Below are 21,459 nucleotides of genomic sequence, written 5' to 3' on the forward strand. Positions count from 1 at the left end.
GCAAGGACCGCCCGCAGCCGTCGCGAGGTGTTCTCTGAACGGGCTCGCGCCGCTCCGCGGCAGGCGGAGCGAGTGGATCCCCGCTACCTCTAGCCTGTCCATGTGATCGAAAACATGGAGTGCTGCGCGTGACGAGCGAACCGAGAATCGAGGGTGTGCTCTTCGGAGCCGCGTACTACACGGAGTACCAGCAGACGACCGACCTCGCCACCGACCTGGACCTGATGAAGCAGGCCGGCTTCACCGTCATCCGGGTGGGCGAGTCGGTGTGGTCCACGTGGGAGCCGCGGGACGGCGAGTTCGTGCTGGACTGGCTGCAGCCGGTCCTCGACGGGGCGCACGAACGGGGCATCGCGGTGATCCTCGGCACGCCCACCTATGCCGTGCCGCCCTGGCTCCAGGTGAAGCACCCGGAGATCGCCGCGGAGGTCTCGACGGCCACGCCGCTGCCGTGGGGCGCCCGCCAGGAGATGGACCAGAGCCACCCGGTCTACCGGCGCTACGCGGAGCGGGTCGTCCGGAAGGTGGTGGAGCGCTACGCGGATCACCCGGCTGTGATCGGCTACCAGGTGGACAACGAACCGGGCCTGCACCTCACGCACAACCCGGGGGTGTTCGAGGGCTTCCGGGCCTGGCTGCGCGAACGATACGGCTCGGTCGAGGCGCTGAACGAGGCCTGGGGCCTCGTCTACTGGTCCCACCGGATCGCGGAGTGGGACGAGCTGTGGCGCCCCGATGGGAACACGGTGCCGTCCTACGACCTCGAGTGGCGCAGGTACCAGTCGACCCTGCCGACCGAGCTCATCGGTTGGCAGGCCGCCGTCGTCCGGGAGTACGCCCGCGACGACCAGTTCGTGACGACGTGCATCGCCTACTCCCGGCCTCAGATCGACGATGTGGGCCTCGCCCGCGACCTGGACGTGTCGTCCGGCAACAACTACTACCTGATGCAGGACGGCATGACCCACGGCACGGAGGTCGGCGGCGCCGAGCTCTGGTGGAGCACGGGCGTCGACGGCATCTTCCAGTGGAGCGACCGCGCGTTCGCGACCAAGCAGGCGCCGTTCCTCGTCACCGAGACCAACGCGCAGGCGATCGGCGGGTCGCACGACAACTACCCGCCGTTCCCGGGCCAGCTGAAGCAGGCCGCGCTGGCCATGGTCTCCCGCGGCGCCCGGGCCATCGAGTACTGGCACTGGCACAGCCTCCATTTCGGCGCCGAGACCTACTGGATGGGTGTGCTGCCGCACAGCCAGCGCCCCGGCCGGATCTACCGGGAGGTGCAGGCCCTCGGCCGCACGCTCGAGGCGCTCGCGCCGTACGTCGAGGACCTGGTGCCCGACGCCGACGTCCTCCTCGTCCACTCGCTCGAGAGCAAGTGGGCGTACGAGTTCACCCCGCCGCTCTCCCTCCCGGACGACGGGCCGGATCGGAACGCGTACGAGCGCATCGTCCGCGCCACCTACCGGGGCTTGTTCGAGGCCGGGGTGCAGGTGCGCGTGCGCTCCGAGGCCCAGCTCCTGGAGACCGCTCCCGAGCAGCTCGCGGCCGCGTTCCCGGTGCTCGTCGCCCCCGCGCTCTACATCGCCGAGGACGACCTGCTGGAGCACCTGCGTCGCTACGCCGAGGCCGGAGGCCATCTCGTCCTCGGCATCCGTGCGGGCTACGCCGACGGCGTCGCGCGGGCGCGTCAGGAGGTGGCCCCGCCTCGCCTGAGCGAGGACGCCGGCGTCTGGTACGACGAGTTCTCGAACCTTCGCGAACCGCTGGCGGTATCGGCGACTCCCGGCAGCCCGCTGCGCCTGGACCCGTCCGCCGCCGGGCTCGGCTGGGCCGACGCGTTCCACGTCGAGGACGCCGAGGTGCTGGCGGAGTTCGCGCCGGGCGAGCTGCCACTCGGCGCTGCGGTGACCACGAGGCAGGTCGCCATGGGACGGATCACCATGATCGCGACCGTCCCGAACCCGGCGTTGGCTCGCGGGATCGCCGCCTGGCTCGTTCCCGAGCCGGCCGCGCGGCGCTGGCAGGCCGCTCCCGAGGTCAGCGTCGGCACCGCCACGACAGCGCGAGGCCCGTTGACGTTCGCGACGAACTGGTCCGCAGGGCCCGTGACCGTGGTGCCTCCGGAGGACGTCCGGAACGTGGAGACCGGCGCGCACCATCCCCAGGGAACCCCGATCGAGCTCGCGGCACGCGAGACGCTCGTCCTCGTGAGCGGGCGCTAGCGCGGAGCTCCGCCGGTCGCACTCCCGTGCCGGGACGGGGGTGCGACCGGCGGCGACTCCTCACTCGCCGGATCCCGGAGGGCGCAGTGGGCCCCCCTCGGGTCGAGCGCCCGCAGCAGGCTGGACCGCTGGACCGCTGGACCGCGAAGGCGCGGTCGTCGCCGAAGCGCCGTCGCAGGCCGAGCGACACCCGATGTCGTCCCCTGAAGGTCCCCGGCGCCGTGTGCGGGAACCGGAGTCGGTGGGCTGTCAGCGATCGCTGGCGGAGGCCGTGTGCCCGAGCACCTCGGCTCGGCGGCGCGCGTACAGCGCGGCGCCGAGCGCCGGGCCGGCGACGGGCTCCCGCAGCTCGGAGTCCGGAGGCAGGGCGGCCTCGAACGCCGCGCGGATACCGGGGTCGCTGAACATCCCGCCGGAGTACGACACCGGCAGGGTCTCCCCCGCCGCCACCCCGAGTCCGGCACGGACGGCACCGACGAGCGCCGCGAGCTCGGCGCCGGCGTCACGGACGATGGCCTGCGCCGCCGTGTCGCCCGCTCGAGCGGCCTCGGTGACGGCCGGCGCGAGCGACGCGATGCGGTCCCGCTTGGCACCCCAGCCGTCGACCACGACACCGATCACGTCGAGGTCGGTCGCCGCTCCGACCCGCTGCCGGATGGCCGCGTGCAGCGGCCCGCTCGTGCGGCGGCCGTCGCTCATGCGCGAGAAGGCGTTCAGCCCGCGCACCGCGACCCAGTAGGCGGAGCCCTCGTCGCCGAAGACCTCGCTCCAGCCGCCGGCACGGTGCGCGGCGCCGCGCCACTCGCCGTACGCGATCGACCCGGTGCCGGCGACGATGTTGATCCCGTCCACCCCACCGAGCGATCCCGCCCAGCCCGCGACGGCGTCGTTGCCGACGTCGAATCGGTCGTGCCCGAGCACCCGCCTCGTGATGGCATCGAGCTCGGCGATGTCGCCGCTCGCCTCGCCGTGCCCGGGCAGCGCGACGAACGCGCGGTCGATCGTCTCGACCTGCACCCCCGCCTGGGCGGTCACCCGGGCGACGCCGTCGCGCAGCACGCGCTCGACCAGGTCGATGCCGACCGGGAAGTAGTAGGTGCCCGGCCCTGTGACCTCGGCGAGGGGGGTCCCGGTCTCGTCAGCGAGCACGAAGGCGGTCTTCGTGCCGCCGCCGTCGACACCGAGGTAGTGGCTCACCGGCTCGGCAGCGGGTGGATCGTGACGCCCTGCACGACCCGGTTGACGGTGCCGCTGGGGAACGGGTCGTCGGTGCTGACGCCGTAGTGCTGCGAGGTGTGCAGGGCGAACAGCTGCCCGAACACGATGTACGGAAGGGCGAGCAGCGCGTCGGGCAGACCGTCCAGGCCGGGGATCGCGAACCGACCGGCGCCGGGCTCGCCCGCCGTGACGGTGAGCACCCCCTCCTCCCCCATCGTGCCGCGCAGCTCCGCGGCGATGTCGTCGTCGTAGGCGCGGGTGTAGGGGTTGCCCGAGGAGAACACGATCACGAAGGTGTTCGCGTCGACGAGCGCCTTCGGACCGTGCCGGAAGCCGAGCGACGAGTCGTGCACGGCGACGATCCGGCCCGCGGCGGTCTCGAGCAGCTTCAGCGCCGACTCCCTGGCGAGGCCCGTGAGGCTGCCGCTGCCCAGGTAGACGATGCGGGCCGGCTCGCGCACGACGAGCGCCTCGATGCGGGATCGCTGCCCGAGCACCCACTCGCCGGCGGCGGCGAGCGCCTCGACATCGGCGTCGCCGCCGAGCGCGAGCAGCGCCGACAGCAGCATCGAGGTGAAGCTCGACGTCATCGCGAAGCCCTCGTCGTTGGCGCGCGCCGGCATCTCGAGCACGAACGAGTCGTCCCGCCCGGCATGGGCCCGGTGCAGCGCACCGCTCGGGTCGCAGGTGATCACGAGGTGATGCACGTCGGCCAGCAGCTGATCGGCGACCGCGGTCGCCGCGGCGCTCTCCGGGCTGTCGCCGGACCGCGCGAACGAGACGAGCAGGGTCGGGACGTCCTCGGCGAGCAGCTCGACGGGGTCCGCCACGAGGTCGGTCGTCGCGATCGCGTCGACCCGCCGGCGCAGCCGTCCCGTGAGGAACGGGGCGGCGACCTCACCGATGAACGCCGACGTGCCGGCCCCGGTCAGCACGATCCGCAGCTCCGGACGGGCGAGCAGCGGCGCGAGGAAGCCGTCGAGCTCCGACCGGCGCTCGCGGATGCGGGCGGCCGCCTCCCTCCACACGCCGGGCTGCTGGCCGATCTCGCGCTCGGTCGCGGTGCCTTCGCCCACGCGCGGAAGGGTGTCGGTCACGGGGCGGGCTCCGTTCGAGCTGGGCCGGCAAGCGGCGGAGGATGGGCGCGGGTGACCGCCGCCCGACGTGCGCGGCGTCAGCCGCCCGTCGCCGCAATCCTGCTGCGCGGAGCGGCTGAGCGCTACGGAGGCACCGAGAACGCGCGGGCCGAGTGAGCGATTGATCGGCCGTCCGGCGGGCCTCCGCTCCTCGCTCCGCCGACCCGCGCAGCGTTCCCGTCCATCCGCGCAGCCGAACTGCGGGAGTGGATGCCGCGTCCGCATCCCGGCGCGGCCGGCCGCCTCGTCGGCGATCGCTCCCCCGGCCGCACGCGGTGACGCGCTGCTGCTGCAGGCACGCACTCGGAGTGCGCGTCTTCAGCAGCACGCCCCGGACGGTGGGTTCCACGGCCGCCTCTCACTACCGTCGGCGAGGTGCCCGCTCCCTCGGTCGACGCCCGTCCCTCCGAGCAGGACCCGTCGGTGGTCCTGGCCGTCGGGCGTCTCGTCACCTCGTCCGGGGAGCGGGCGCCCGCGTGGGTCACGATCCGAGACGGCCTGATCGCCGACGTCGGCGGTGGCCGGCCGCCGAGGCCCGTCGACGAGGACATCGCCGACGCCGTCGTGCTGCCCGGGTTCGTCGATGCGCACGCGCACGGCGCACTGGGGCACGACTTCCGGTCCTGCGACGCCGACGGCGCTCGCGCGGTCGCCGCGCACCACCTCGCCGCGGGGACCACCGACCTCATGGCCTCGATCGGGACCGCGCCGTCGGCGGTCCTCGAGCGGCAGCTCGCGCTCCTCGCCCCCCTGGTCCGCGACGGCACGCTCGTCGGCCTGCACCTCGAGGGCCCCTACCTGTCCCCCGAGCGCCGCGGCGCCCATGACCCGTCTCTGCTCCGGCTGCCGGATCTCGGCGAGCTGCGCCGACTCCTCGACGCCGCGGCCGGAACCCTGACCATGGTCACGCTCGCGCCGGAGCTGCCCGGAGCCGCGGCGGCGATCCGTCTCCTCGTCGAGCGCGGCGTGCGGGTCGCCATCGGCCACACCGCCTGCTCGGCGGAGGCCGCGCGGGCAGCCCTGGCCGACGGGGCGAGCGCGTTCACCCATCTGTTCAACGGGATGCCCCCGATCTCCGGGCGTGACCCAGGGCCGGTCGCGGCCGCGCTCGAGTCCGAGACGGCCCACGTCGAGGTCATCGGGGACGGCCTGCACCTCGCGGACGAGACGCTCCGCCTCGTCCGCCGCGTCGCCCCCGGTCGCGTCGCCCTCGTCTCCGACGCGATGCAGGCGACCGGCCTCGGCGACGGGGAGTACGACGGCCGCACCGTCCGGAACGGCGTCGCCCGGGCGCCCGGCGGTTCGCTCGCCGGGTCGACCTCCACCCTCGGCACTTCGGCGATGCGCCTCCACGCCGCGACGGACACCGCCCTGCCCGAGCTCGTGCAGCTCACCTCCGCGGCGGCCGCGCGCTTCCTCGGGCTGCAGCGCGACCTCGTCCCGGGGACGCCCGCGAACCTCGTCGTGCTCGAACCCGGAGCCCCGGGTCACGCCCTCCGGGTGGCCCGGGTGATGCGGCAGGGGCGGTGGGCGGTCGGCTGAAGCGGTGGGACCCGGCCTGCTGCGCGCACGCCCGGCGAGACCCCATCGGCGGGGCCGCGGAGGGTCGCGACGATCGTGCTCATCGGTCGATGCGAGGCGCCTCCGGTTCGCCCGTCCCAGCCGGGACGGTGGCGGCGGAGTACGGCCGCAGGGCGTCGCGCACCCGGTCGATCAGGAGCTCGCGCGGGTCGGCGCCGAGCTCCCGGCGACGCACCCGGAGGTACTGCTCGGGCAGGTACTGGCTGATCAGCGGCTCCGGCACGCCCGTGCGAGCCAGGTTCGCGAGCAGGCGGTCCAAGGCGGCGACGATCTGCGGGTCCGGCAGGTAGTACCGCATCCGGTCGCTGTAGCTGAAGCGGCGAGCGACCCGCTGCTCGTCCGCGTCGCCCTCGTAGTAGCGCTCCCAGCGGCCGGGGTCGGCGAGCATGACCTGCTCGATCACGTCGATCACGTCCGAGCGCTCGCCCTCCGGCATCAGCTGCTGCTCGATCGCGGCGAGCGCGAACACCCCTTCGCGCAGCGCGAAGGTGAGGCCGGGTCCGACCTTGAGCACGGCCCAGTGGTCGGTGACGAGCGCGGCGAGCGCCTCCGGCAGCTGGTAGTCCGTCGAGTGCGCCTCGAACACCATCGCCGGCTCGTCGTCGAGCACGTGCTGCAGCTCGACCGTGCGTGCGGGGTCGTAGTCGACGACGCGGACGTGGTCGAACTCGACCGCCGGCTGCACGACGAGCGCCATCACACGGCTCCACGCCGGCTCGACACCGGCGGCGCGGAACGCGGCGCGGTGCGCGTCGAGCGTCGCCCTCGCGGCGTCCGGCGGGGTCGGAGCGAGGGTGTCGATCGTCTCGTGAGCGCCGCCCGGCACAGGCACCTCCGTGCCGATCACGTACCGGATCGCGGCGGGATCCGGAGCGGCGTCCTCGGCCGCGGCGAGCAGGCGGGCGGCCCGCTCGGCGACGAGGGCGTCCGGCAGCGGCTCGGGGTCGCCCGAGAGGCGCATGCTGCAGTCGAGGTGGAGCTTCGTGTAGCCCGCTGCGGCGTAGGCGGCCACGAGGTCGACCGCCTTCTGCATGGCCGGCTCCGGCTCCTCCGACTGCCAGGCGTTGGGCCCCAGGTGGTCGCCGCCGAGCACGACGGCGTCCCGCGGGAAGCCCTCGTCGTCGGCGATCCGCAGCACGAAGTCGCGGAAGTCGGCGGGGCGCATGCCGGTGTAACCGCCGAACTGGTCGACCTGGTTCGACGTCGCCTCGACGAGGAGGAACCCCCCGTCGGCGGCGGCCTGCCGCATCGCGGCGACGAGCACCAGCGGGTGAGCGGAGCACACGGAGGTGACGCCGACCGACTCCCCGGCCTTGTGCGCGCGGAGGACCGCGCCGAGGTGATCCGTCATGCCGCTTCGCCCTCTCGATCGGATGTGGTCCTGCCATCGTGGGGCGACGTCCGTCCGGCACGCCACCCGTCGAGCGAAACGCTCGGGACCGCTGAGCGGTTCGCGCAGCGCTGCCCGAGCCGGTGCGGTGTCAGACGCGCGCGGCCAGCCGAGCCATGCCGATGGCCGCGGAGTCGGTGCCGCACTCCGCCGCCAGCACCGGCGTCTCGGGGAAGCGGTCGAGCCGCGCGGCGAGGGACGCGCGGAGCGGCTCGAGGAGCGCATCCCCGGCCCGGACGAGCCCGCCACCGACGACGATCGTCGCCGGTGCCGTGAGCGCGATCGCCCACGCGAGCACCTCGGCGATCGCCTCGACGGTCTCGGTCCACATCGCGGCCGCGCGGGCGTCGCCGGCGTCCCGGGCGGAGAGCACGTCCTTCGCCTCGTCGGCACCGAACCGGCGGGCGAGACCGCCCGCCGAGGCGATCTCCTCGACGCGGAGGCCCGCGTACGGCCCGGACCGGTGACGGAGCTGGCCCGCCTCACCGGCGTACGCGGTGCCGAGCGGGCTCCCGTCCTCGTCGACCCAGGCGAGCGCGAGGCCGGTGCCGATCGGGGCGAAGAGGAGGCTCCCGTCCCGTCCCCGGCCCGCGCCCGCGAGGCGCTCCCCCGCCGCGCCGGCGCGGACGTCCTGCGCGACGACCACCGGACGGCCGATACGGGCCGCCACGAGCGAGCCGATGGGCACCTGCTGCCAGCCGAGGTTCACGGACCTCCGGCACACGCCGGCGGCGGCGTCGACGATCCCCGGGACGGCGAGACCCACCGCGGTGACGTCACCGGCGGCGCGCACCAGCTCGGCGACGAGGTCGGCGGTGCGCTCGCCGGTGGTGTCGCCCCGCGGGGTGGGGACCGTGCCCGCGACCCCGCCGGACCCGTCCTCGCGCCAGGTCTTCACCGCTGTGCCGCCGACGTCGACCCCCAGAACCGCCATGCCGCCAGCCTTCCGCATCGCCAGGACCCGGCTCGGGGAATCGCGCTGTCGGAATGCGCACTTCGGCGCCGCCCGCCTCCGCGGCGGCATACTCGCCCGAATGAGCGAGGGCAACGGCGGCGCGCTGCGCGTCGGCATCATCGGGATCGGGCAGCGCGCGGAGATCGCCGAGCACGTCGGGCGCACGGACACGCCCGCTCGGCTCGTCGCGGCGGTCGACACCACGGAGGCGGGGCGGGCCCGCGCCGCGAAGTGGTTCTCCCCCGATGTCGCCGTGCACGCGCGGGTCGAGGACGCCGTCGCCGCGGGGCTCGACGCCGCGATCGTCACGACGCCGGACGACACGCACGCCGCCGTGACCCTGCCGCTGCTCGAGGCCGGTATCTCGGTCTACCTCGAGAAGCCGATGGCGATCACCCTGGCGGACTGCGACCGCCTCCTCGAGGCCGCGGTCAGCAGCGGTGCCCGGCTGTACGTCGGGCACAACATGCGGCACAGCGCGGTCGTGAAGCAGATGAAGCAGCTGATCGACGCGGGTGAGATCGGCGACGTGAAGGCGGTGTGGTGCCGCCACTTCGTCGGCAACGGCGGGGACTACTACTTCAAGGACTGGCACGCCGAGCGGGCGCGGGTGAACTCCCTGCTCCTGCAGAAGGCCAGTCACGACATCGACGTGATCCACTGGCTCGCGGGACGCTCGACGAAGCGCGTCACGGGGCTCGGGACCCTCACCGTCTACGGCGACGTGACCGACCGGCGCAGCCACGACGGCGAGGTGATGCCGGAGTGGTTCTCGTTCGACAACTGGCCGCCCCTCGAGCAGACCGCCCTGAACCCGGTCATCGACGTCGAGGACGTCTCGATGATGCTCATGGACCTCGGTGACGGGGTCACCGCCTCCTACGAGCAGTGCCACTTCACGCCCGACTACTGGCGGAACTACACGGTGATCGGCACGCGGGGCCGCCTGGAGAACTTCGGCGACACCCCCGGCGGTGTGATCCGCATCTGGAACCGCCGCCGCACGTGGTCCCTCGAGGGCGACATCGAGGTCCCCATCCAGGGCGAGGGGGAAGGGCACGAGCAGGCGGACTTCCTGACCATGGCCGAGTTCCTCCGCCACGTCGCCACCGGTGCCCCGACCGCGGTGTCGCCGATCGCCGCTCGCGAGGCCGTCGCCGCAGGCGCCCTCGCCGCGGAGTCCCTCCGCGACGGCAGCACGCCCCGCGACATCCCGCAGCTCGACCCCGCGCTGGTCGCCCACTTCGGCGGGTGACCGCACCGCTCCTCCGGGAGCCGCCCGGTCAGCGACGAGGCTCGACCAGGTGGATCGTCACGCCGGCGTCCCGCAGCCGCTCCAGCTCGTCGCGGTCGGCGGTCGTGTCGGTGACGAGCACGTCGATCTCGCTCGTGTCCGCCATCTTCGCGAAGGTCACCCGGCCCACCTTCGAGCCGTCGGCGACCACCATCACCCGCTGGGCGTGCTCCACCATCGCGTGGTTCGTCCGTGCCTCCACCTCGTCGTGGGTGGTCGCCCCGCCACCGGCGCTGATGCCGTCGACGCCGAGGATGGCGGTGCCGACGTTCACGGCCTTGAAGGTGTTCTCGGCGAGCACGCCGACCGCTTCGAAGGAGCTCGAACGCACCATGCCGCCCGTCAGGATCACCTTCGTGGTGGGACGAGCCGCGAGCTCGAGCGCGATCGTCAGCGCGTTCGTGATGATCGTGAGCTGCGTGCGCCGGGAGAGGGCCTTCGCGATCTCCGCGGTGGTGGTGCCGCCGGTGAGCGCCACCGCGTAGTGGCCGGCGGGGATCAGCTCGGCGGCCCGGAACGCGATGCGGCGCTTCGCCTCGGGTGCCTGGAGGTCCCGCAGGTGCACCGGCATCTCGTCGTGCACCGCTTGGGGCCGCGCGCCGCCGTGGGTGCGGATGAGCAGGCCCTGGTCCTCCATGTCGGCGAGGTCCCGGCGCAGCGTCGCCGCCGAGACCTTCAGCTCGGCGGCCAGCTCGGCGAGCCCCACCGCTCCCCGGCTGTTCACCGACTTCAGCACGGCGAGCATCCGGTCGGCACGCTTCGCCGATGCCACGTGCGGGAGCCGCAACCCTGCCGGCTGGCCCATGGGATCCTCCTCCGCCAGAAACGAGCAGCAGGATTGCGCACTTCGCGCCGGTGACGCAACGAGGCTGGCGGGAGTGCGCAGTCCCGCTGCAAGGATCGGCGGCATGCCTTCCGTCGCCTTCATCGGTGCGGGGAGCGTGGTGTTCACCCGCCAGCTCCTCGCGGACCTCCTCCGCTCCCCCGAGCTCCACGACATCGACCTCCGCCTCCACGACATCGACCCGGAGCGGCTCGCCGTCGCCGAGGGCACCGCCCGGCAGGTGGCGGAGCGCTCGGGCGCGTCCATCACGCTGACCGCCACCCCCGACCGCCGCGTCGCCGTCGAGGGCGCCGACTTCGTGGTGAACATGGTGCAGATCGGCGGCATCGCCGGCACGCGCCGCGACCTCGAGATCCCGGCCAGGTACGGCCTGCTGCAGACGATCGGCGACACGACCGGCGTCGGCGGCGTCTTCCGCGGCCTGCGCACCTTCCCGTTCCTGTCGGCGCTGCTGAAGGACATGCAGGAGCTCTGCCCGAACGCCCTGTTCCTCAACTACACGAACCCGATGGCGATGAACGTGTGGTGGGCCTCCGTCGTCGCTCCGGAGATCAGGACGCTCGGGCTCTGCCACAGCGTCTACTGGACCGTCGACGGTCTCTGCGAGCTCGTCGGCGTGCCGCTCGAGGGCACGCACTTCCGGGCCGCGGGCGTCAACCACCAGGCGTGGCTGCTCGAGTGGAGCCGGGACGGCGAGAGCCTGTACCCCGCGCTGCAGCAGAAGATCCGCGAGGACCCGGAGCTCGAGCGGCGCGTGCGCGTCGAGATCTACAAGCGGATCGGCTACTACCCGACGGAGACCAGCGAGCACTCGAGCGAGTACCTCTCCTGGTTCCTCCGATCGAAGGAGCAGATCGAGCGGTTCCGGCTCGAGCCCCTGCAGTACGTGGGGATCAGCGAGGAGAACGTCGCGGAGTTCGAGGACGCGAAGGCGGCGCTCGCCTCGGGGCGCCCGCTCGAGCTCCACGAGGGTGCGGCGGAGTACGCCCCGCAGGTGATCCACTCGATCGTCACCGGCACCCGGCGCGAGATCCACGCGAACGTGCCGAACCACGGGCTCATCGACAACCTGCCGGAGGGCGCGGCGGTCGAGGTGCCGCACATCGTCGACGGCGACGGTGTCCGCGCGGTCCCGATGGGGGCCCTGCCCCCGCAGGCCGCCGCCCTGAACCGCTCCTACCTCAACGTCGCGGGCCTCGCCATCGAGGCGATGCGCACCGGGTCGAAGGAGCTGGTGCGGCAGGCGGTGCTCGTCGACCCGAACGCCGCCTCGACCCTCACCCCCGAGCAGATCTGGGCGCTCTGCGACGAGCTCACCGCCGCGCACGGGGAGCTCATGCCGGAGGCGCTGCGCTGACCTCGGCCTGATCCCCCGCCGCAGCCCGGCCTCGCCCCGCCACCGTGCGGGCGGGGCCGGGTCGGCGCGCCACCACCGACTCGGCGCAGGCGTCAGGGTCCGTCGCCTGCGACGGGACGACTAGGCGATCGCCGCGCCGAGCTGCGGGACCAGCCGGGCCGCGTTGCCGCCGTAGACCGCCCGGAGCGCCTCGTCGGGCAGGTCGGCGCCGGAGATCCGCCACCGACCGCTCGACGAGGGCTCCTCGCCGTCGTGCGGGAAGTGCTCGTCCGCGGTCTCGAGGAACCGGAAGTGCCGGCGGTACACCTCCGCGAGGCCGGTGTCCGTCGTGTAGCCGTCGGGTGCGGCAGGCAGCGTGTCCGTGCCGAAGAGCACGCGGTCCGGGAAGCGGACGACGAGGTCGCGGAACGCGCGAGGCTGCCGCCCGAGCTGCGCGAGGCGCGCCGCGATGTCGATGTGGAAACGCGGATGCCGCTCGAGCATCCCCGCGACCCAGCCGAGGTTCTCCGCGTAGCAGCCGCCGTGCACGGCCACGAACGTCGTCGCGGGATGCGCGGCCACGACGCGCTCCATCGCGGTGATGAGCCGCTCGAACCGCGGGAAGCGCGGAGCCGCGAAGGACCAGTCAGGCCGCTCGAGCAGCTGCTCGTACGCCTCGTTCAGTCCGTCGACGGGGCGGAAGAACGCGACGGGGTCGGCGACGTGCCACCACACCGGCATGCCCGCCTCCGCTGCAGCGTCCCAGAGGGGACCGAGCCGCGGGTCGTCGGGCATCAGGAGGGCGCCGTCACCGTCCTCGAGCCCGAGGCCGAGGTCCTTCCAGACCTTGACCCCGGCGGCGCCCGCAGCGGCGGAGCGCAGCAGCCCCTCGGCGAGCAGATCCGGCCAGCCGGGCCGACCGAGCAGCGCCCAGTCCGGGTGGCAGAAGGTGGCGATGCGGCCCGGGTGAGCCCGGTCGAAGCGGTCGAGGTTCGCCTCGAGCTCGTCCCCCGCCCGGCCGTCCAGGTTCACGAAGCCGCGGACGCCGAGCGCCTCGGTCGCGGCGAGCCACTCGTCGACGTCGCCGAGGAGCCACTCGCCCTCCCTGCCGACCCAGGAGGACAGCCACCGCCCGAGGTGGGTGTGCGCGTCGACGGCCGGGTGGCGCGCCGCCTCGGGCACGTGGACGTCCACGACGAGCTCCGTGCGGGGACGGTACGCCTCGAGCGGGAGCGGGAGCGGGTCGGGCCTGGATGCGGCGTCGATGATCGGGATCCTTCGGTACGCGGCGCCGCTGCGCCGGGATCAGTGGGTGGCGGCCCCGCCGCTGACGCCGTGCGGGCTGCGCTAGCCCTTGAGCCCCGAGAACGTCATGGTGGCGACGAACTGCTTCTGCGCCGCGACGAAGAAGAGGACGAGCGGCAGGGTCGCGACCACGTTGCCGGCCATGAGGAGCGCCCAGTCCGTGCGCCGCACGCCCTGGAAGTTCGCCATGCCGAGCTGGAGCGTGAAGGCCCCCGGGTTGTTGATCGCGATGATCGGCCAGACGAGGTCGTTCCAGGCACCGAGCAGCGTGAAGATCGCGAGGGTGGCGAGCGCGGGCTTGGCGAGCGGGAGCACGATGCGCCAGAAGACCTGGAGCCGGTTGCAGCCGTCGATGAGCCCCGCCTCCTCCAGCTCGGCCGGGAGCGACAGGAAGAACTGGCGCATGAGGAACACGCCGAACGAGCTCGCGAGCCACGGCACGATCGCCGCGCCGAGGGTGTCCGTCAGCCCGACGCTCGCGAACATCACGAAGGTCGGGATCATCAGCACCTGGGTGGGGATCATGATCGTCGCGAGGATGCCGAAGAAGCCGAAGTTCTTGCCGTGGAACCTCAGCCGCGCGAACCCGTACCCGGCGAGCGAGCAGAGCACGAGGTTCGACACGATCGCGACCACGGACACGATGACCGTGTTGCCGAGCCACCGCAGGATGTCGGACTGGGCGAAGAGCCGCTGGAAGCCGCTCAGCGTGAGGTGGCTCGGGATGAAGGGCGGCGGGTACTGGATCAGCTCCGCGGAGGGTGAGAGCGCCGCGAGGAACATCTGCAGCAGCGGCACCGCGAAGACGAACGCGATCGGGATGAGCGCGATGTGCCGGGGGCTGAACGGCAGCATGCGGCGCCGGCCCCGGGCGCGCGGGGCGGCGGCCGTCGGGCGGCGGAGCACGGCGGTCATCAGATCACCTCGCTCGACCTGCGGCGCGACACCAGCACGAAGATCAGGGTGACGATGAGCGTGCCGCCGAAGAGCACGTAGGCGACCGCCGAGCCGTAGCCGAACTGGAACTGGTGGAACGCGGTGTCCCAGAGGTAGTAGACGATCGTCTCCGTCGCGTTCAGGGGGCCGCCCCGCGTCGTCGTGTAAACGAGGTCGAACAGCTGGGTCGCCTGCACCGTCTGCCAGATCGTGACGAAGACCGTCACGGCGGCGAGCTCCGGCCAGACCACCTTCCAGAAGGCCTGCCAGCGGTTCGCGCCGTCGATGGCGGCCGCCTCGAGGAGCTCGGCCGGGATGTCCTGGAGCGCGGCGAGGTAGATCACGGTCGTGAAAGCCGCGGACCCCCACAGCGACATGATCGCGATGACGAGCATGGCCTGGTGTCGGTCCGTCAGCCAGCCCTGCTGCGGCAGCCCGACCACCCCGAGCACGTGGTTCACGATGCCGAACTGCTGGTCGAACAGGTAGTTGGTGAGGATGCCGGTGGTCGCCGGGGAGACGACGAACGGCACGAAGATCGCCGTCCGGTAGACGCCCACGAACCGGATGCGCCCGTTCAGCAGCAGCGCGAGCACGAGGCCGGCGAGCACCGAGGCGGGGACGAAGAGCACGACGTAGAGCGCCGTGTGCCCGAAGGCGTCCCAGAACTGCTGGTCGCCCACGATCTCGGCGTAGTTGCCGCCGCCGAGGAACGTGGGGGTGCTGAACCCGTTCCACTTCTCGAGGGACAGCAGGAATGCCCACGCCGCCGGGAAGATGGACAGACCGAGGATGAGGATCGTGGCCGGAGCGACGAACCCCCACCCCTCGACCGTGCGCTTCGCCGAGCCGAGGCGCCGGGCCCGTGCCCTGCTCGGACTGCCTCGGAGCACCGCGGTGTGCGTCACCACGTCACCCCTTCGCGAGCGCCGAGTCGGCCGCCGAGGCGGCCTGCTTCAGCGCGGAGGCCGGGTCGCCCTGCCCCTGCAGCACGCCCGCCACCGCCTTGCCGAAGGCGGTGGAGAGACCCGGGTAGCCGGACACGGTGGGCCGCGCGAACTTCACGTTCTTGAAGTTCGCGATCATCACGTCGACCCCCGGATACTCCTTGAGGAAGGCCTGGTACTCGGGCATGCTCTGCTCGGCCGCGGGGCGCATGGGGAGGTTGCCGAGCGCCACGTTGTAGCGCACGTCCTGGGCCGGGTCGGTCAGCCACTTGATGAGCTGGTACGACCAGTAGCTGCGGTTCGCGTCCTTGTGGTCGAACAGCGCCCAGATGTCGGGGCCCGAGACCGTGGTGTGGTCGCCGTTCGTCCCGGGCAGGAACGCCACGCCGTAGTCCGTGTGGGCGTCCTTGAGGTTCGTCATCAGCCACGGCCCGTCCGGGATCATCGCGATGCGGCCGGAGGTGAAGAGGTTCTCGAACTTCTGGTCGGTCTGGTCGAGGTAGGTGCTCTTGTCGGTGACGGCCATCTGCTGGAGGAGCGTCAGCGAGTCGACCCCGGCCTTGGAGTCGAACGCCGACTTCTTGCCGTCGGAGCTGAGGATCTGGCCGCCGTGCTGCCAGAGCAGGGGCCAGAACCGCCAGGTGGTGTCCTCGGACCCGTCGACCGGGTAGGCGGTGCCGTAGATCTGCTTCGACTTGTCGGTGAGGCGCTTCGCCGCGCTGCGGAACTGGTCCCAGGTCCAGTCGTTCGTCGGGTAGGCCTCGTGCGCCGCGTCGAAGATCTTCTTGTTGTAGATGAGCGTGAGGTTGTCGATCACCGACGGGAAGCCGATCGTCCTGCCGCCGGGGCTCGCCGTCTGCCGGCCGGAGGCCGGGAACTGGTCCCAGTGCACGGAGGGCTTCGCGACCAGCTTCGTGATGTCCTGCATGCGCCCGCTCGAGGCGAGGGCGCCGGTCCAGCTGCCGAAGGCGTAGGAGATGTCCGGGTACTTGTTGCTCGCGAACCCGGCGGTGACCTTCTGCAGGAGGTCGTCGACGGTCGGGGCTCCTGAGGAGACGTCGATCGTCACGTTCGGGTGGTCCTTGTGGAACTCCTGCGCGAGCTTGACCAGCGTCGCCTCCGGCGCGTCCGCCTGACCCGTCCACCAGGTGAGCTTGACCGGCGCCTTCGTGTCGACGGGCCCGGAGGACGACCCACCCGCGGTGCTGCACCCGGCGAGCAGGGCGCTGCTCAGCGCCGCCACCGCGACTCCGGCCACGAGCCTGAGGCCCGACTTCCGATTCATTCCGCGTGCTCCTTCGCAGCAGTGATGGCCACCACGCCCGCTTCGATGAGCAGGCCGGGCGGCAGGGTGACGTGGACGGTGGTTCGGCCCGGGTGGGGCGCGGTGCAGACGGAGGGCCCGGAGGCGGGACGTCCGTCTCCCTCGGCGCCGGGCCGACCCGAGGCGGCGCGCGACCAGGCACCGGTGGGACGCGGCAGCGCCGCCGCCATCGCTGTCTGTCGCATCATCGCGCTCTTCCGTCGTCGATCCGGTCGTCGGGGCGGCGGCCCGTGCCGTCGCGTCCGTTCCGCCTGCGGGACCGCCGTTCCGCGCACGGAAACGGTATCCGTGGGCGTGGAACCTGCGATCGATGATGACGCCGCACCCGCGCATCGTGGAGCGGATCGCGCACTCGAAGTGAGCGCTTCCGTCGGGGCGCACCCCTCCGGCGCGTCGCTGCACGACCTCGCGGCTGTGACGGGGGCCCGGAAGCCGATGCCGCCCGTCGACGGGATCCGGGAGCGGTGCGACGCGCTCGTCGCGGCGCACGGCGAGCCGCTGCCCGCCTGCGCGCGGCGGCCGCTGCCGCCGCGTCCGTGACGGCATGGGTCCGGGCGGTCGACGCGGCGGCCGCGCCGGACCTCACATCACCGCGAGCTGGCCGCCGTCGACGACGAGCGTCGCCCCCGTGATGAACGACGCCTCGTCGGAGGCGAGGAACGCGTAGGCCGCCGCGACCTCCTCGGCGGTGCCCGCACGACCGAGCGGGATCCGCTCGCGGGCGTAGCGATCCGCGAAGTCCGGGTCGAGGCCGGCCGCGATCGACGCGTTCAGCGGGGTCTGGATGTACCCGGGGCACAGCGCGTTCACCCGGATGCCGAACGGCGCGAGCTCCACCGCCATGGTCCGCGTGAGCTGGATGACGCCTCCCTTGGAGGCGTTGTAGTGCGCGTAGTCGGCCTCCGCCGCCAGCCCGTTGGTCGACGCCATGTTGACGATGGACCCGCTGCGCCCCGCGTCCCGCAGCAGCCGAGCCGCGTGCTGGGCGACGAGGAACATGCCGCGCAGGTTCACCGCGATCGTCCGGTCCCACGCCTCGACGGGGAGGTCGAGGAAGGCGTCGCGCCGGGCGATGCCGGCGTTGTTCAGCACGATCGCGAGCCCTCCGGTGGCGGCCTCCGCGTCTGCGAGCGTCGCGACGACCTGGGCCTCGTCGGCGACGTCGCAGACGCCGCCGCCGACGGCGCCGCTCGCCGCGACCGCCGGCTCGACGTCCTCGGCTTCCATACCGCTGATCCAGACCCGCGCACCCTCGTCCGTCAGCCGCCGCGCCGCCGCCAGCCCGATGCCGCGCGTGCCGCCGCTGACCCAGACCCCGCGCCCCTCCAGTCCTCGCACCGTCGCCCCTCTTCTCCGCTCCGTCGGCGAGGCTAGCGCCAGCGCGCGTCGTCGACCCGGGGGTCCGGATCCCACCGGGCACCCGTCCCCCGCATCGACGAGGGGCAGGGAGCCGGCCTCCGACGACGGCGACGAGCACGCAGTCCGGCTGACCGGCACGGCGCCCGGCTCATCGAGACGCGGCCGCGGTCCCGACGTCCACGTGCGTCGGCTGCGCCCACCGCGTGAGGGCCGCCACCGACAGGATCGCGAGGAAGGGCACGAGCGCGACGAGCGGCGCGACGGGCCGGACCGCCGCCGACGCCGCCCAGCCGGCGCCCGCACCGACCACGAGGGCCGCGAGCACGAGCAGGCTGGGCAGCAGCACCGCGGCGGGCCTGCGCGCAGCGACGCCGGCGACCAGGGTCGTCAGCGTGCCGGTCAGGTACGTGGACGACAGGCCGCTGACGCCGAGCCGCTGCACCGCGCTGCTCTGCACCCCCAGCGCTGCCGCGCACAGCGCGAGGAGCACCTGCTGGACCTCGGGTCCGGGCGCCCCGCCGAGCACGATCCAGACGATCGCGACGCCGCCGAGCAGCACCGCTTCCACGCCGAGCGCCACCGACGCCCGCCGCGGCCACACCGGTTCGCCGGCGCGCGGGTGACCGGCGATGCGGGCGCCCCCGAGGACGCCGAGGACGAACGAGAGGATCGCGAGGCCCGCATGACCGGCTTCCAGCCAGCTGCCCGAGGCGGAGCGGATCCCGAGAAGGACCATGTTCCCGGTCATCACGCTCGAGAACGCGCCCCCGAGGTCGGTGAAGCCGAGCGCGTCGACCGTTCCGGTGACGAACGTGAGCGCGACGACGAGCGCGTGTCGTCGCGCCGTCCCCGCTGCTCGACCCGGGGCGCTCATCGGATCGACGCCGGCACCGCGTCGGGCCGCATCGGCGACAGGAAGCCGAGGTCCGGCTGCTGCGCGTCGTCGACGTCGAGCAGGCCGTCCACGAGACGCCGGCCGAGCATCGGCCCGAGCGTCAGGCCCCACGACCCGAGGCCGTTGAGCACCGAGACGCCGTCCGCCACCGGACCGATCAGGGGCAGCCCGTCCGGTGAGGCCGGCCGGAAGCCGACGCGGGTCTCCAGGATCCGGTGCGCGGCCAGGCCGGGCGCGACGGCGAACGCGTGCTGCAGCACGGCGAGCTGATCGCCCGCGCGGACCTCGGGGGTCGGGGTCCCGCCGACCTCGTGGGTCGCCCCGATCACGATCCGCGGTCCTGGGAACCCGAGGAGGTACGGGCCCCCGAACGTCTTCAGGACGGGCGCGTCCGCCGCCTCCGGCCCGCCGGCGAGGTGCAGGATCTGGCCGCGATCCGGCGTCACCGCGAGCGGGACGCCGAGCGGCGCCAGGAGCTGCGGGCTCCACACCCCCGCCGCCACCACCACCGTCCCGCCGGACAGCACGTCGTCGCCCACATGCACCGTGACCCGCCGGCCAGGCTGCAACCGGGCGGCGCCCTGGAACCACGCGGCCCCGCCCGTCCGCGCCCGCTCCAGAAGCAGGTCCGCGAGGGAGCTCCCGTCGACGCGCGCGGTGGACGAGATGGACACGCCCTCGAGGTCCCGCCGGATGGCGGGCCACTGCGCCCGCAGGTCGCCGCCGGTCACCCGCTGCACATCGGGGCGGCCTTCGCCGAGGGGCAGCGCGTCGAGCTCGTGCCGGAACCGGTCCAGCTCCTGCCGCTCGCCGTCGGTGGTCGCCAGGACGACCTCGCCGACGACCCCGTAGCGTGCTCGCCGTTCCGCGCCGTCGCCGAGCCGCGCCATCAGCGCCGCGTACTCGGCCGTGCTCGATCGGACGAGGTCGAGCCAGGCACGGTGCAGCTGCCCGTCCTCGAGCCCGTAGTCCGAGATGATCCCCGCCCCCGCGGTGGTGGCGCGCCCGGGTCGCCCCGCCTCGACGACGGCGGTGGTCAGCCCCAGCTCGACGGCGCGCTGCGCCGCCGCCGCGCCGGCGATGCCCGCTCCGACGACCACGACGTCGAACGTGCGAACGCTCATCGTGCGCACGCGTTCCGTGCCGCTGCCGCAACCACCACGCCGATCACGCTAGACAACCGTCCTCCCGGATCGAGGCGACCGCTCAGTCGAGCTGCGTGCTTCATCAGCCCACCGGTGCGCCGTCGCTAGCGTTCGGCTCGGGCGAGCCGCTCCGAGGACAGAAGGCGCGCAGGGCGCCGCCGTCCGGTGATGACGAGCGGAGGAACGATGACGACGGTCGCCTTCATCGGTGCGGGCAGCGTGAAGTTCACGAGCGACCTGGTGGCGAACATCCTGGCGTTCCCCGAGCTCGCGACCGCGGCGCTGCGCCTGCACGACGTGGACGCCTCTCGGCTCGCGACCGCGGGGATGGTCGCCGAGTCGGTCGCGCGACAGCTCGGCGCAGCGCCGCGCGTGAGCATGCACGCGAGCAGGCGCGACGCGCTCGAGGGCGCGGACTTCGTGATCAACACGGTCCTCATCGGCGGGGCGGCCGCGGCCGCGACGGACCTCGAGGTGCCCGAGCGGTTCGGGGTGCGGCAGACCGTCGGGGACACGCTCGGCATCGGCGGGATCCTCCGCGGCGTCCGGACGCTGCCGTTCCTGCGGCAGCTGGCCGAGGACATGGCCGTCGCGTGCCCGGACGCCTTCCTGCTCAACTACACGAACCCGATGGCGATGAGCATCGGGTACCTCGCGAGGATCGCGCCCTCGCTGAAGGCGTTCGGGCTCTGCCACTCCGTGCACCACACCGTCGCCGACCTCTGCGCGCTGCTGGGGGTCGATCGGGAGGAGGTGGTCTGGACGTCCGCGGGGGTGAACCACCAGGCATGGGTGCTGCGCTTCGAGCACGCCGGCGAGAACCTGTACGACCGCCTCGATGCGCGCATCCGCGCCGACCCGGAGCTGCGCCGCTCGCTCCGCGTGGACATGTACCGGCGCTTCGGGTTCTTCCCCACCGAGACGAGCAAGCACAACAGCGAGTACGTGCCCTGGTACCTGCCGCGGCCGGACGAGGTGGACCGGCTGCGGCTGCCCGGGGTGTCGGACCGGCTGCGCGCGAACGCCGACGACGTGCGCGAGTCGGAGCAGGTCCGGACGGCCCTCGAGCGGGGCGAGGAGGTGCGCCTGCCGGACGGCGCGGTCGAGTACGCGCCGCAGATCATCCACAGCGTCGTCTCGGGGTCGCCGCGCGTGATCCAGGTGAACACGCCGAACACCGGGCTCATCGGCAACCTGCCCGCCGGTGCGCCGGTGGAGGTCGGCGCGTCCGTCGACGCGAGCGGGGTGCACCCGTGGCACGTGGGCGACCTGCCGGCCGTCTGCGCGGCGCTCAACCGGTCCTACCTGAACGTGGTGGAGCTGACGATCGAGGCGGTCCTGCGGGAGGACCCGCGAGCGATCCGGCACGCGGCCATGCTCGACCCGAGCACCGCGGCGGCCCTTCCGGTCGACCGGATCTGGGACCTGTGCGACGCGCTGGTCGCGGCGCACGGCGACGTGCTCCCCCGCTGGGCTCGAGCGCCGGTGAGCGCGGACGGATCACGCTGACGGCGTGCCCGCCGGCGGAGGCGTGAGCCGCCGGGCTCGGCGACGTGCTCCGCGCGGTCG

Annotated in this window: 19 protein-coding genes; 6 read left to right on the plus strand and 13 right to left on the minus strand. The window is 73.3% G+C overall.

The genetic code is table 11. The features are described from left to right. Positions 1-128: 128 nt before the first annotated feature. A complete protein-coding gene (locus QDR37_RS01430) occupies positions 129-2,225 on the plus strand; it encodes a beta-galactosidase (RefSeq protein ID WP_279711755.1) in 2,097 nt (698 codons plus the stop codon). 249 nt (positions 2,226-2,474) lie between these two features. On the opposite strand, the gene QDR37_RS01435 is transcribed toward QDR37_RS01430, so the two are convergent. After that, positions 2,475-3,422: a BadF/BadG/BcrA/BcrD ATPase family protein gene (locus QDR37_RS01435; protein ID WP_279711756.1), complete on the minus strand. Its 948-nt coding sequence runs from the start codon at positions 3,420-3,422 to the stop codon at positions 2,475-2,477. Further along, complete coding sequence (locus QDR37_RS01440) at positions 3,419-4,519, minus strand: SIS domain-containing protein (protein WP_279711757.1); 1,101 nt, start codon at positions 4,517-4,519, stop codon at positions 3,419-3,421. The genes QDR37_RS01435 and QDR37_RS01440 overlap by 4 nt, the downstream gene beginning before the upstream one ends. A 435-nt stretch (positions 4,520-4,954) precedes the next feature. Between QDR37_RS01440 and QDR37_RS01445 the strand changes: the two genes are divergently transcribed. Continuing rightward, positions 4,955-6,121 (plus strand): amidohydrolase family protein, encoded by a 1,167-nt coding sequence (locus QDR37_RS01445; RefSeq protein WP_279711758.1) that lies wholly within the window; start codon positions 4,955-4,957, stop codon positions 6,119-6,121. Between the two features lie 79 nt (positions 6,122-6,200). Here the strand turns inward: QDR37_RS01445 and QDR37_RS01450 are convergent, their stop codons facing one another. Then, positions 6,201-7,511 carry a D-tagatose-bisphosphate aldolase, class II, non-catalytic subunit gene (locus QDR37_RS01450; protein ID WP_279711759.1) on the minus strand — a complete coding sequence of 437 codons (1,311 nt, stop codon included), beginning with the start codon at positions 7,509-7,511 and terminating at the stop codon, positions 6,201-6,203. A gap of 130 nt (positions 7,512-7,641) precedes the next feature. Continuing rightward, on the minus strand, positions 7,642-8,484 hold the full coding sequence (locus QDR37_RS01455) for an ROK family protein (RefSeq protein WP_279711760.1): 843 nt from the start codon (positions 8,482-8,484) through the stop codon (positions 7,642-7,644). 100 nt (positions 8,485-8,584) lie between these two features. Here QDR37_RS01455 and QDR37_RS01460 point away from each other — a divergent pair, with 100 nt between their 5' ends. After that, on the plus strand, positions 8,585-9,760 hold the full coding sequence (locus QDR37_RS01460; RefSeq protein ID WP_279711761.1) for a Gfo/Idh/MocA family oxidoreductase: 1,176 nt from the start codon (positions 8,585-8,587) through the stop codon (positions 9,758-9,760). A 28-nt stretch (positions 9,761-9,788) separates the two neighbouring features. Here QDR37_RS01460 and QDR37_RS01465 read toward each other — a convergent pair whose 3' ends face one another. Beyond that, positions 9,789-10,604 carry a DeoR/GlpR family DNA-binding transcription regulator gene (locus QDR37_RS01465; RefSeq protein ID WP_279711762.1) on the minus strand — a complete coding sequence of 272 codons (816 nt, stop codon included), beginning with the start codon at positions 10,602-10,604 and terminating at the stop codon, positions 9,789-9,791. 103 nt (positions 10,605-10,707) lie between these two features. Between QDR37_RS01465 and QDR37_RS01470 the strand changes: the two genes are divergently transcribed. Continuing rightward, positions 10,708-12,000, plus strand: a complete 1,293-nt coding sequence (locus QDR37_RS01470) for an alpha-glucosidase/alpha-galactosidase (RefSeq protein ID WP_279711763.1) — start codon at positions 10,708-10,710, stop codon at positions 11,998-12,000. Between the two features lie 120 nt (positions 12,001-12,120). Here the strand turns inward: QDR37_RS01470 and QDR37_RS01475 are convergent, their stop codons facing one another. The 5 genes from QDR37_RS01475 to QDR37_RS01495 form a co-directional block, all read right to left on the minus strand. Then, positions 12,121-13,173, minus strand: coding sequence for an amidohydrolase family protein (locus tag QDR37_RS01475; protein ID WP_279711764.1), 1,053 nt, complete (start codon positions 13,171-13,173; stop codon positions 12,121-12,123). A 153-nt stretch (positions 13,174-13,326) separates the two neighbouring features. Continuing rightward, the gene (locus QDR37_RS01480; protein WP_279711765.1) at positions 13,327-14,199 is read right to left on the minus strand and encodes a carbohydrate ABC transporter permease; all 873 of its coding nucleotides are present in this window, start codon (positions 14,197-14,199) and stop codon (positions 13,327-13,329) included. Beyond that, positions 14,199-15,128 carry a sugar ABC transporter permease gene (locus QDR37_RS01485; RefSeq protein ID WP_279711766.1) on the minus strand — a complete coding sequence of 310 codons (930 nt, stop codon included), beginning with the start codon at positions 15,126-15,128 and terminating at the stop codon, positions 14,199-14,201. Before QDR37_RS01485 ends, QDR37_RS01480 begins: the two co-directional genes overlap by 1 nt. 4 nt (positions 15,129-15,132) lie before the next feature. Continuing rightward, entirely contained in the window at positions 15,133-16,452 is a 1,320-nt protein-coding gene (locus QDR37_RS01490) for an ABC transporter substrate-binding protein (RefSeq protein ID WP_279711767.1), read from the minus strand. Further along, a complete protein-coding gene (locus QDR37_RS01495; RefSeq protein ID WP_279711768.1) occupies positions 16,449-16,679 on the minus strand; it encodes a hypothetical protein in 231 nt (76 codons plus the stop codon). Before QDR37_RS01495 ends, QDR37_RS01490 begins: the two co-directional genes overlap by 4 nt. 169 nt (positions 16,680-16,848) lie before the next feature. Between QDR37_RS01495 and QDR37_RS01500 the strand changes: the two genes are divergently transcribed. Beyond that, positions 16,849-17,031, plus strand: coding sequence for a hypothetical protein (locus tag QDR37_RS01500; protein WP_279711769.1), 183 nt, complete (start codon positions 16,849-16,851; stop codon positions 17,029-17,031). Between the two features lie 42 nt (positions 17,032-17,073). Here the strand turns inward: QDR37_RS01500 and QDR37_RS01505 are convergent, their stop codons facing one another. The 3 genes from QDR37_RS01505 to QDR37_RS01515 form a co-directional block, all read right to left on the minus strand. Continuing rightward, positions 17,074-17,829, minus strand: coding sequence for an SDR family oxidoreductase (locus QDR37_RS01505; RefSeq protein WP_279711770.1), 756 nt, complete (start codon positions 17,827-17,829; stop codon positions 17,074-17,076). A gap of 169 nt (positions 17,830-17,998) precedes the next feature. Then, positions 17,999-18,724 carry a YoaK family protein gene (locus tag QDR37_RS01510; RefSeq protein ID WP_279711771.1) on the minus strand — a complete coding sequence of 242 codons (726 nt, stop codon included), beginning with the start codon at positions 18,722-18,724 and terminating at the stop codon, positions 17,999-18,001. Continuing rightward, positions 18,721-19,869, minus strand: coding sequence for an FAD-dependent oxidoreductase (locus tag QDR37_RS01515; protein ID WP_279711772.1), 1,149 nt, complete (start codon positions 19,867-19,869; stop codon positions 18,721-18,723). The genes QDR37_RS01510 and QDR37_RS01515 overlap by 4 nt, the downstream gene beginning before the upstream one ends. A gap of 207 nt (positions 19,870-20,076) precedes the next feature. Here QDR37_RS01515 and melA point away from each other — a divergent pair, with 207 nt between their 5' ends. Further along, the gene (melA, locus tag QDR37_RS01520) at positions 20,077-21,399 is read left to right on the plus strand and encodes an alpha-galactosidase (RefSeq protein WP_279711773.1); all 1,323 of its coding nucleotides are present in this window, start codon (positions 20,077-20,079) and stop codon (positions 21,397-21,399) included. The last annotated feature ends 60 nt before the right edge of the window (positions 21,400-21,459 follow it).

It is taken from the genome of Amnibacterium sp. CER49 (assembly GCF_029846255.1).
GTDB lineage: Bacteria > Actinomycetota > Actinomycetes > Actinomycetales > Microbacteriaceae > Amnibacterium.

What these genes read in the sequence shown, in the direction of transcription:
- QDR37_RS01450 (WP_279711759.1), bottom strand. Translation starts at nt 7,511, where the DNA reads ATGACGGATCACCTCGGCGCGGTCCTCCGCGCGCACAAGGCCGGGGAG.
- QDR37_RS01455 (WP_279711760.1), bottom strand. Translation starts at nt 8,484, where the DNA reads ATGGCGGTTCTGGGGGTCGACGTCGGCGGCACAGCGGTGAAGACCTGG.
- QDR37_RS01460 (WP_279711761.1), top strand. Translation starts at nt 8,585, where the DNA reads ATGAGCGAGGGCAACGGCGGCGCGCTGCGCGTCGGCATCATCGGGATC.
- QDR37_RS01465 (WP_279711762.1), bottom strand. Translation starts at nt 10,604, where the DNA reads ATGGGCCAGCCGGCAGGGTTGCGGCTCCCGCACGTGGCATCGGCGAAG.
- QDR37_RS01470 (WP_279711763.1), top strand. Translation starts at nt 10,708, where the DNA reads ATGCCTTCCGTCGCCTTCATCGGTGCGGGGAGCGTGGTGTTCACCCGC.
- QDR37_RS01480 (WP_279711765.1), bottom strand. Translation starts at nt 14,199, where the DNA reads ATGACCGCCGTGCTCCGCCGCCCGACGGCCGCCGCCCCGCGCGCCCGG.
- QDR37_RS01490 (WP_279711767.1), bottom strand. Translation starts at nt 16,452, where the DNA reads ATGAATCGGAAGTCGGGCCTCAGGCTCGTGGCCGGAGTCGCGGTGGCG.
- QDR37_RS01495 (WP_279711768.1), bottom strand. Translation starts at nt 16,679, where the DNA reads ATGATGCGACAGACAGCGATGGCGGCGGCGCTGCCGCGTCCCACCGGT.
- QDR37_RS01510 (WP_279711771.1), bottom strand. Translation starts at nt 18,724, where the DNA reads ATGAGCGCCCCGGGTCGAGCAGCGGGGACGGCGCGACGACACGCGCTC.
- QDR37_RS01515 (WP_279711772.1), bottom strand. Translation starts at nt 19,869, where the DNA reads ATGAGCGTTCGCACGTTCGACGTCGTGGTCGTCGGAGCGGGCATCGCC.
- melA (WP_279711773.1), top strand. Translation starts at nt 20,077, where the DNA reads ATGACGACGGTCGCCTTCATCGGTGCGGGCAGCGTGAAGTTCACGAGC.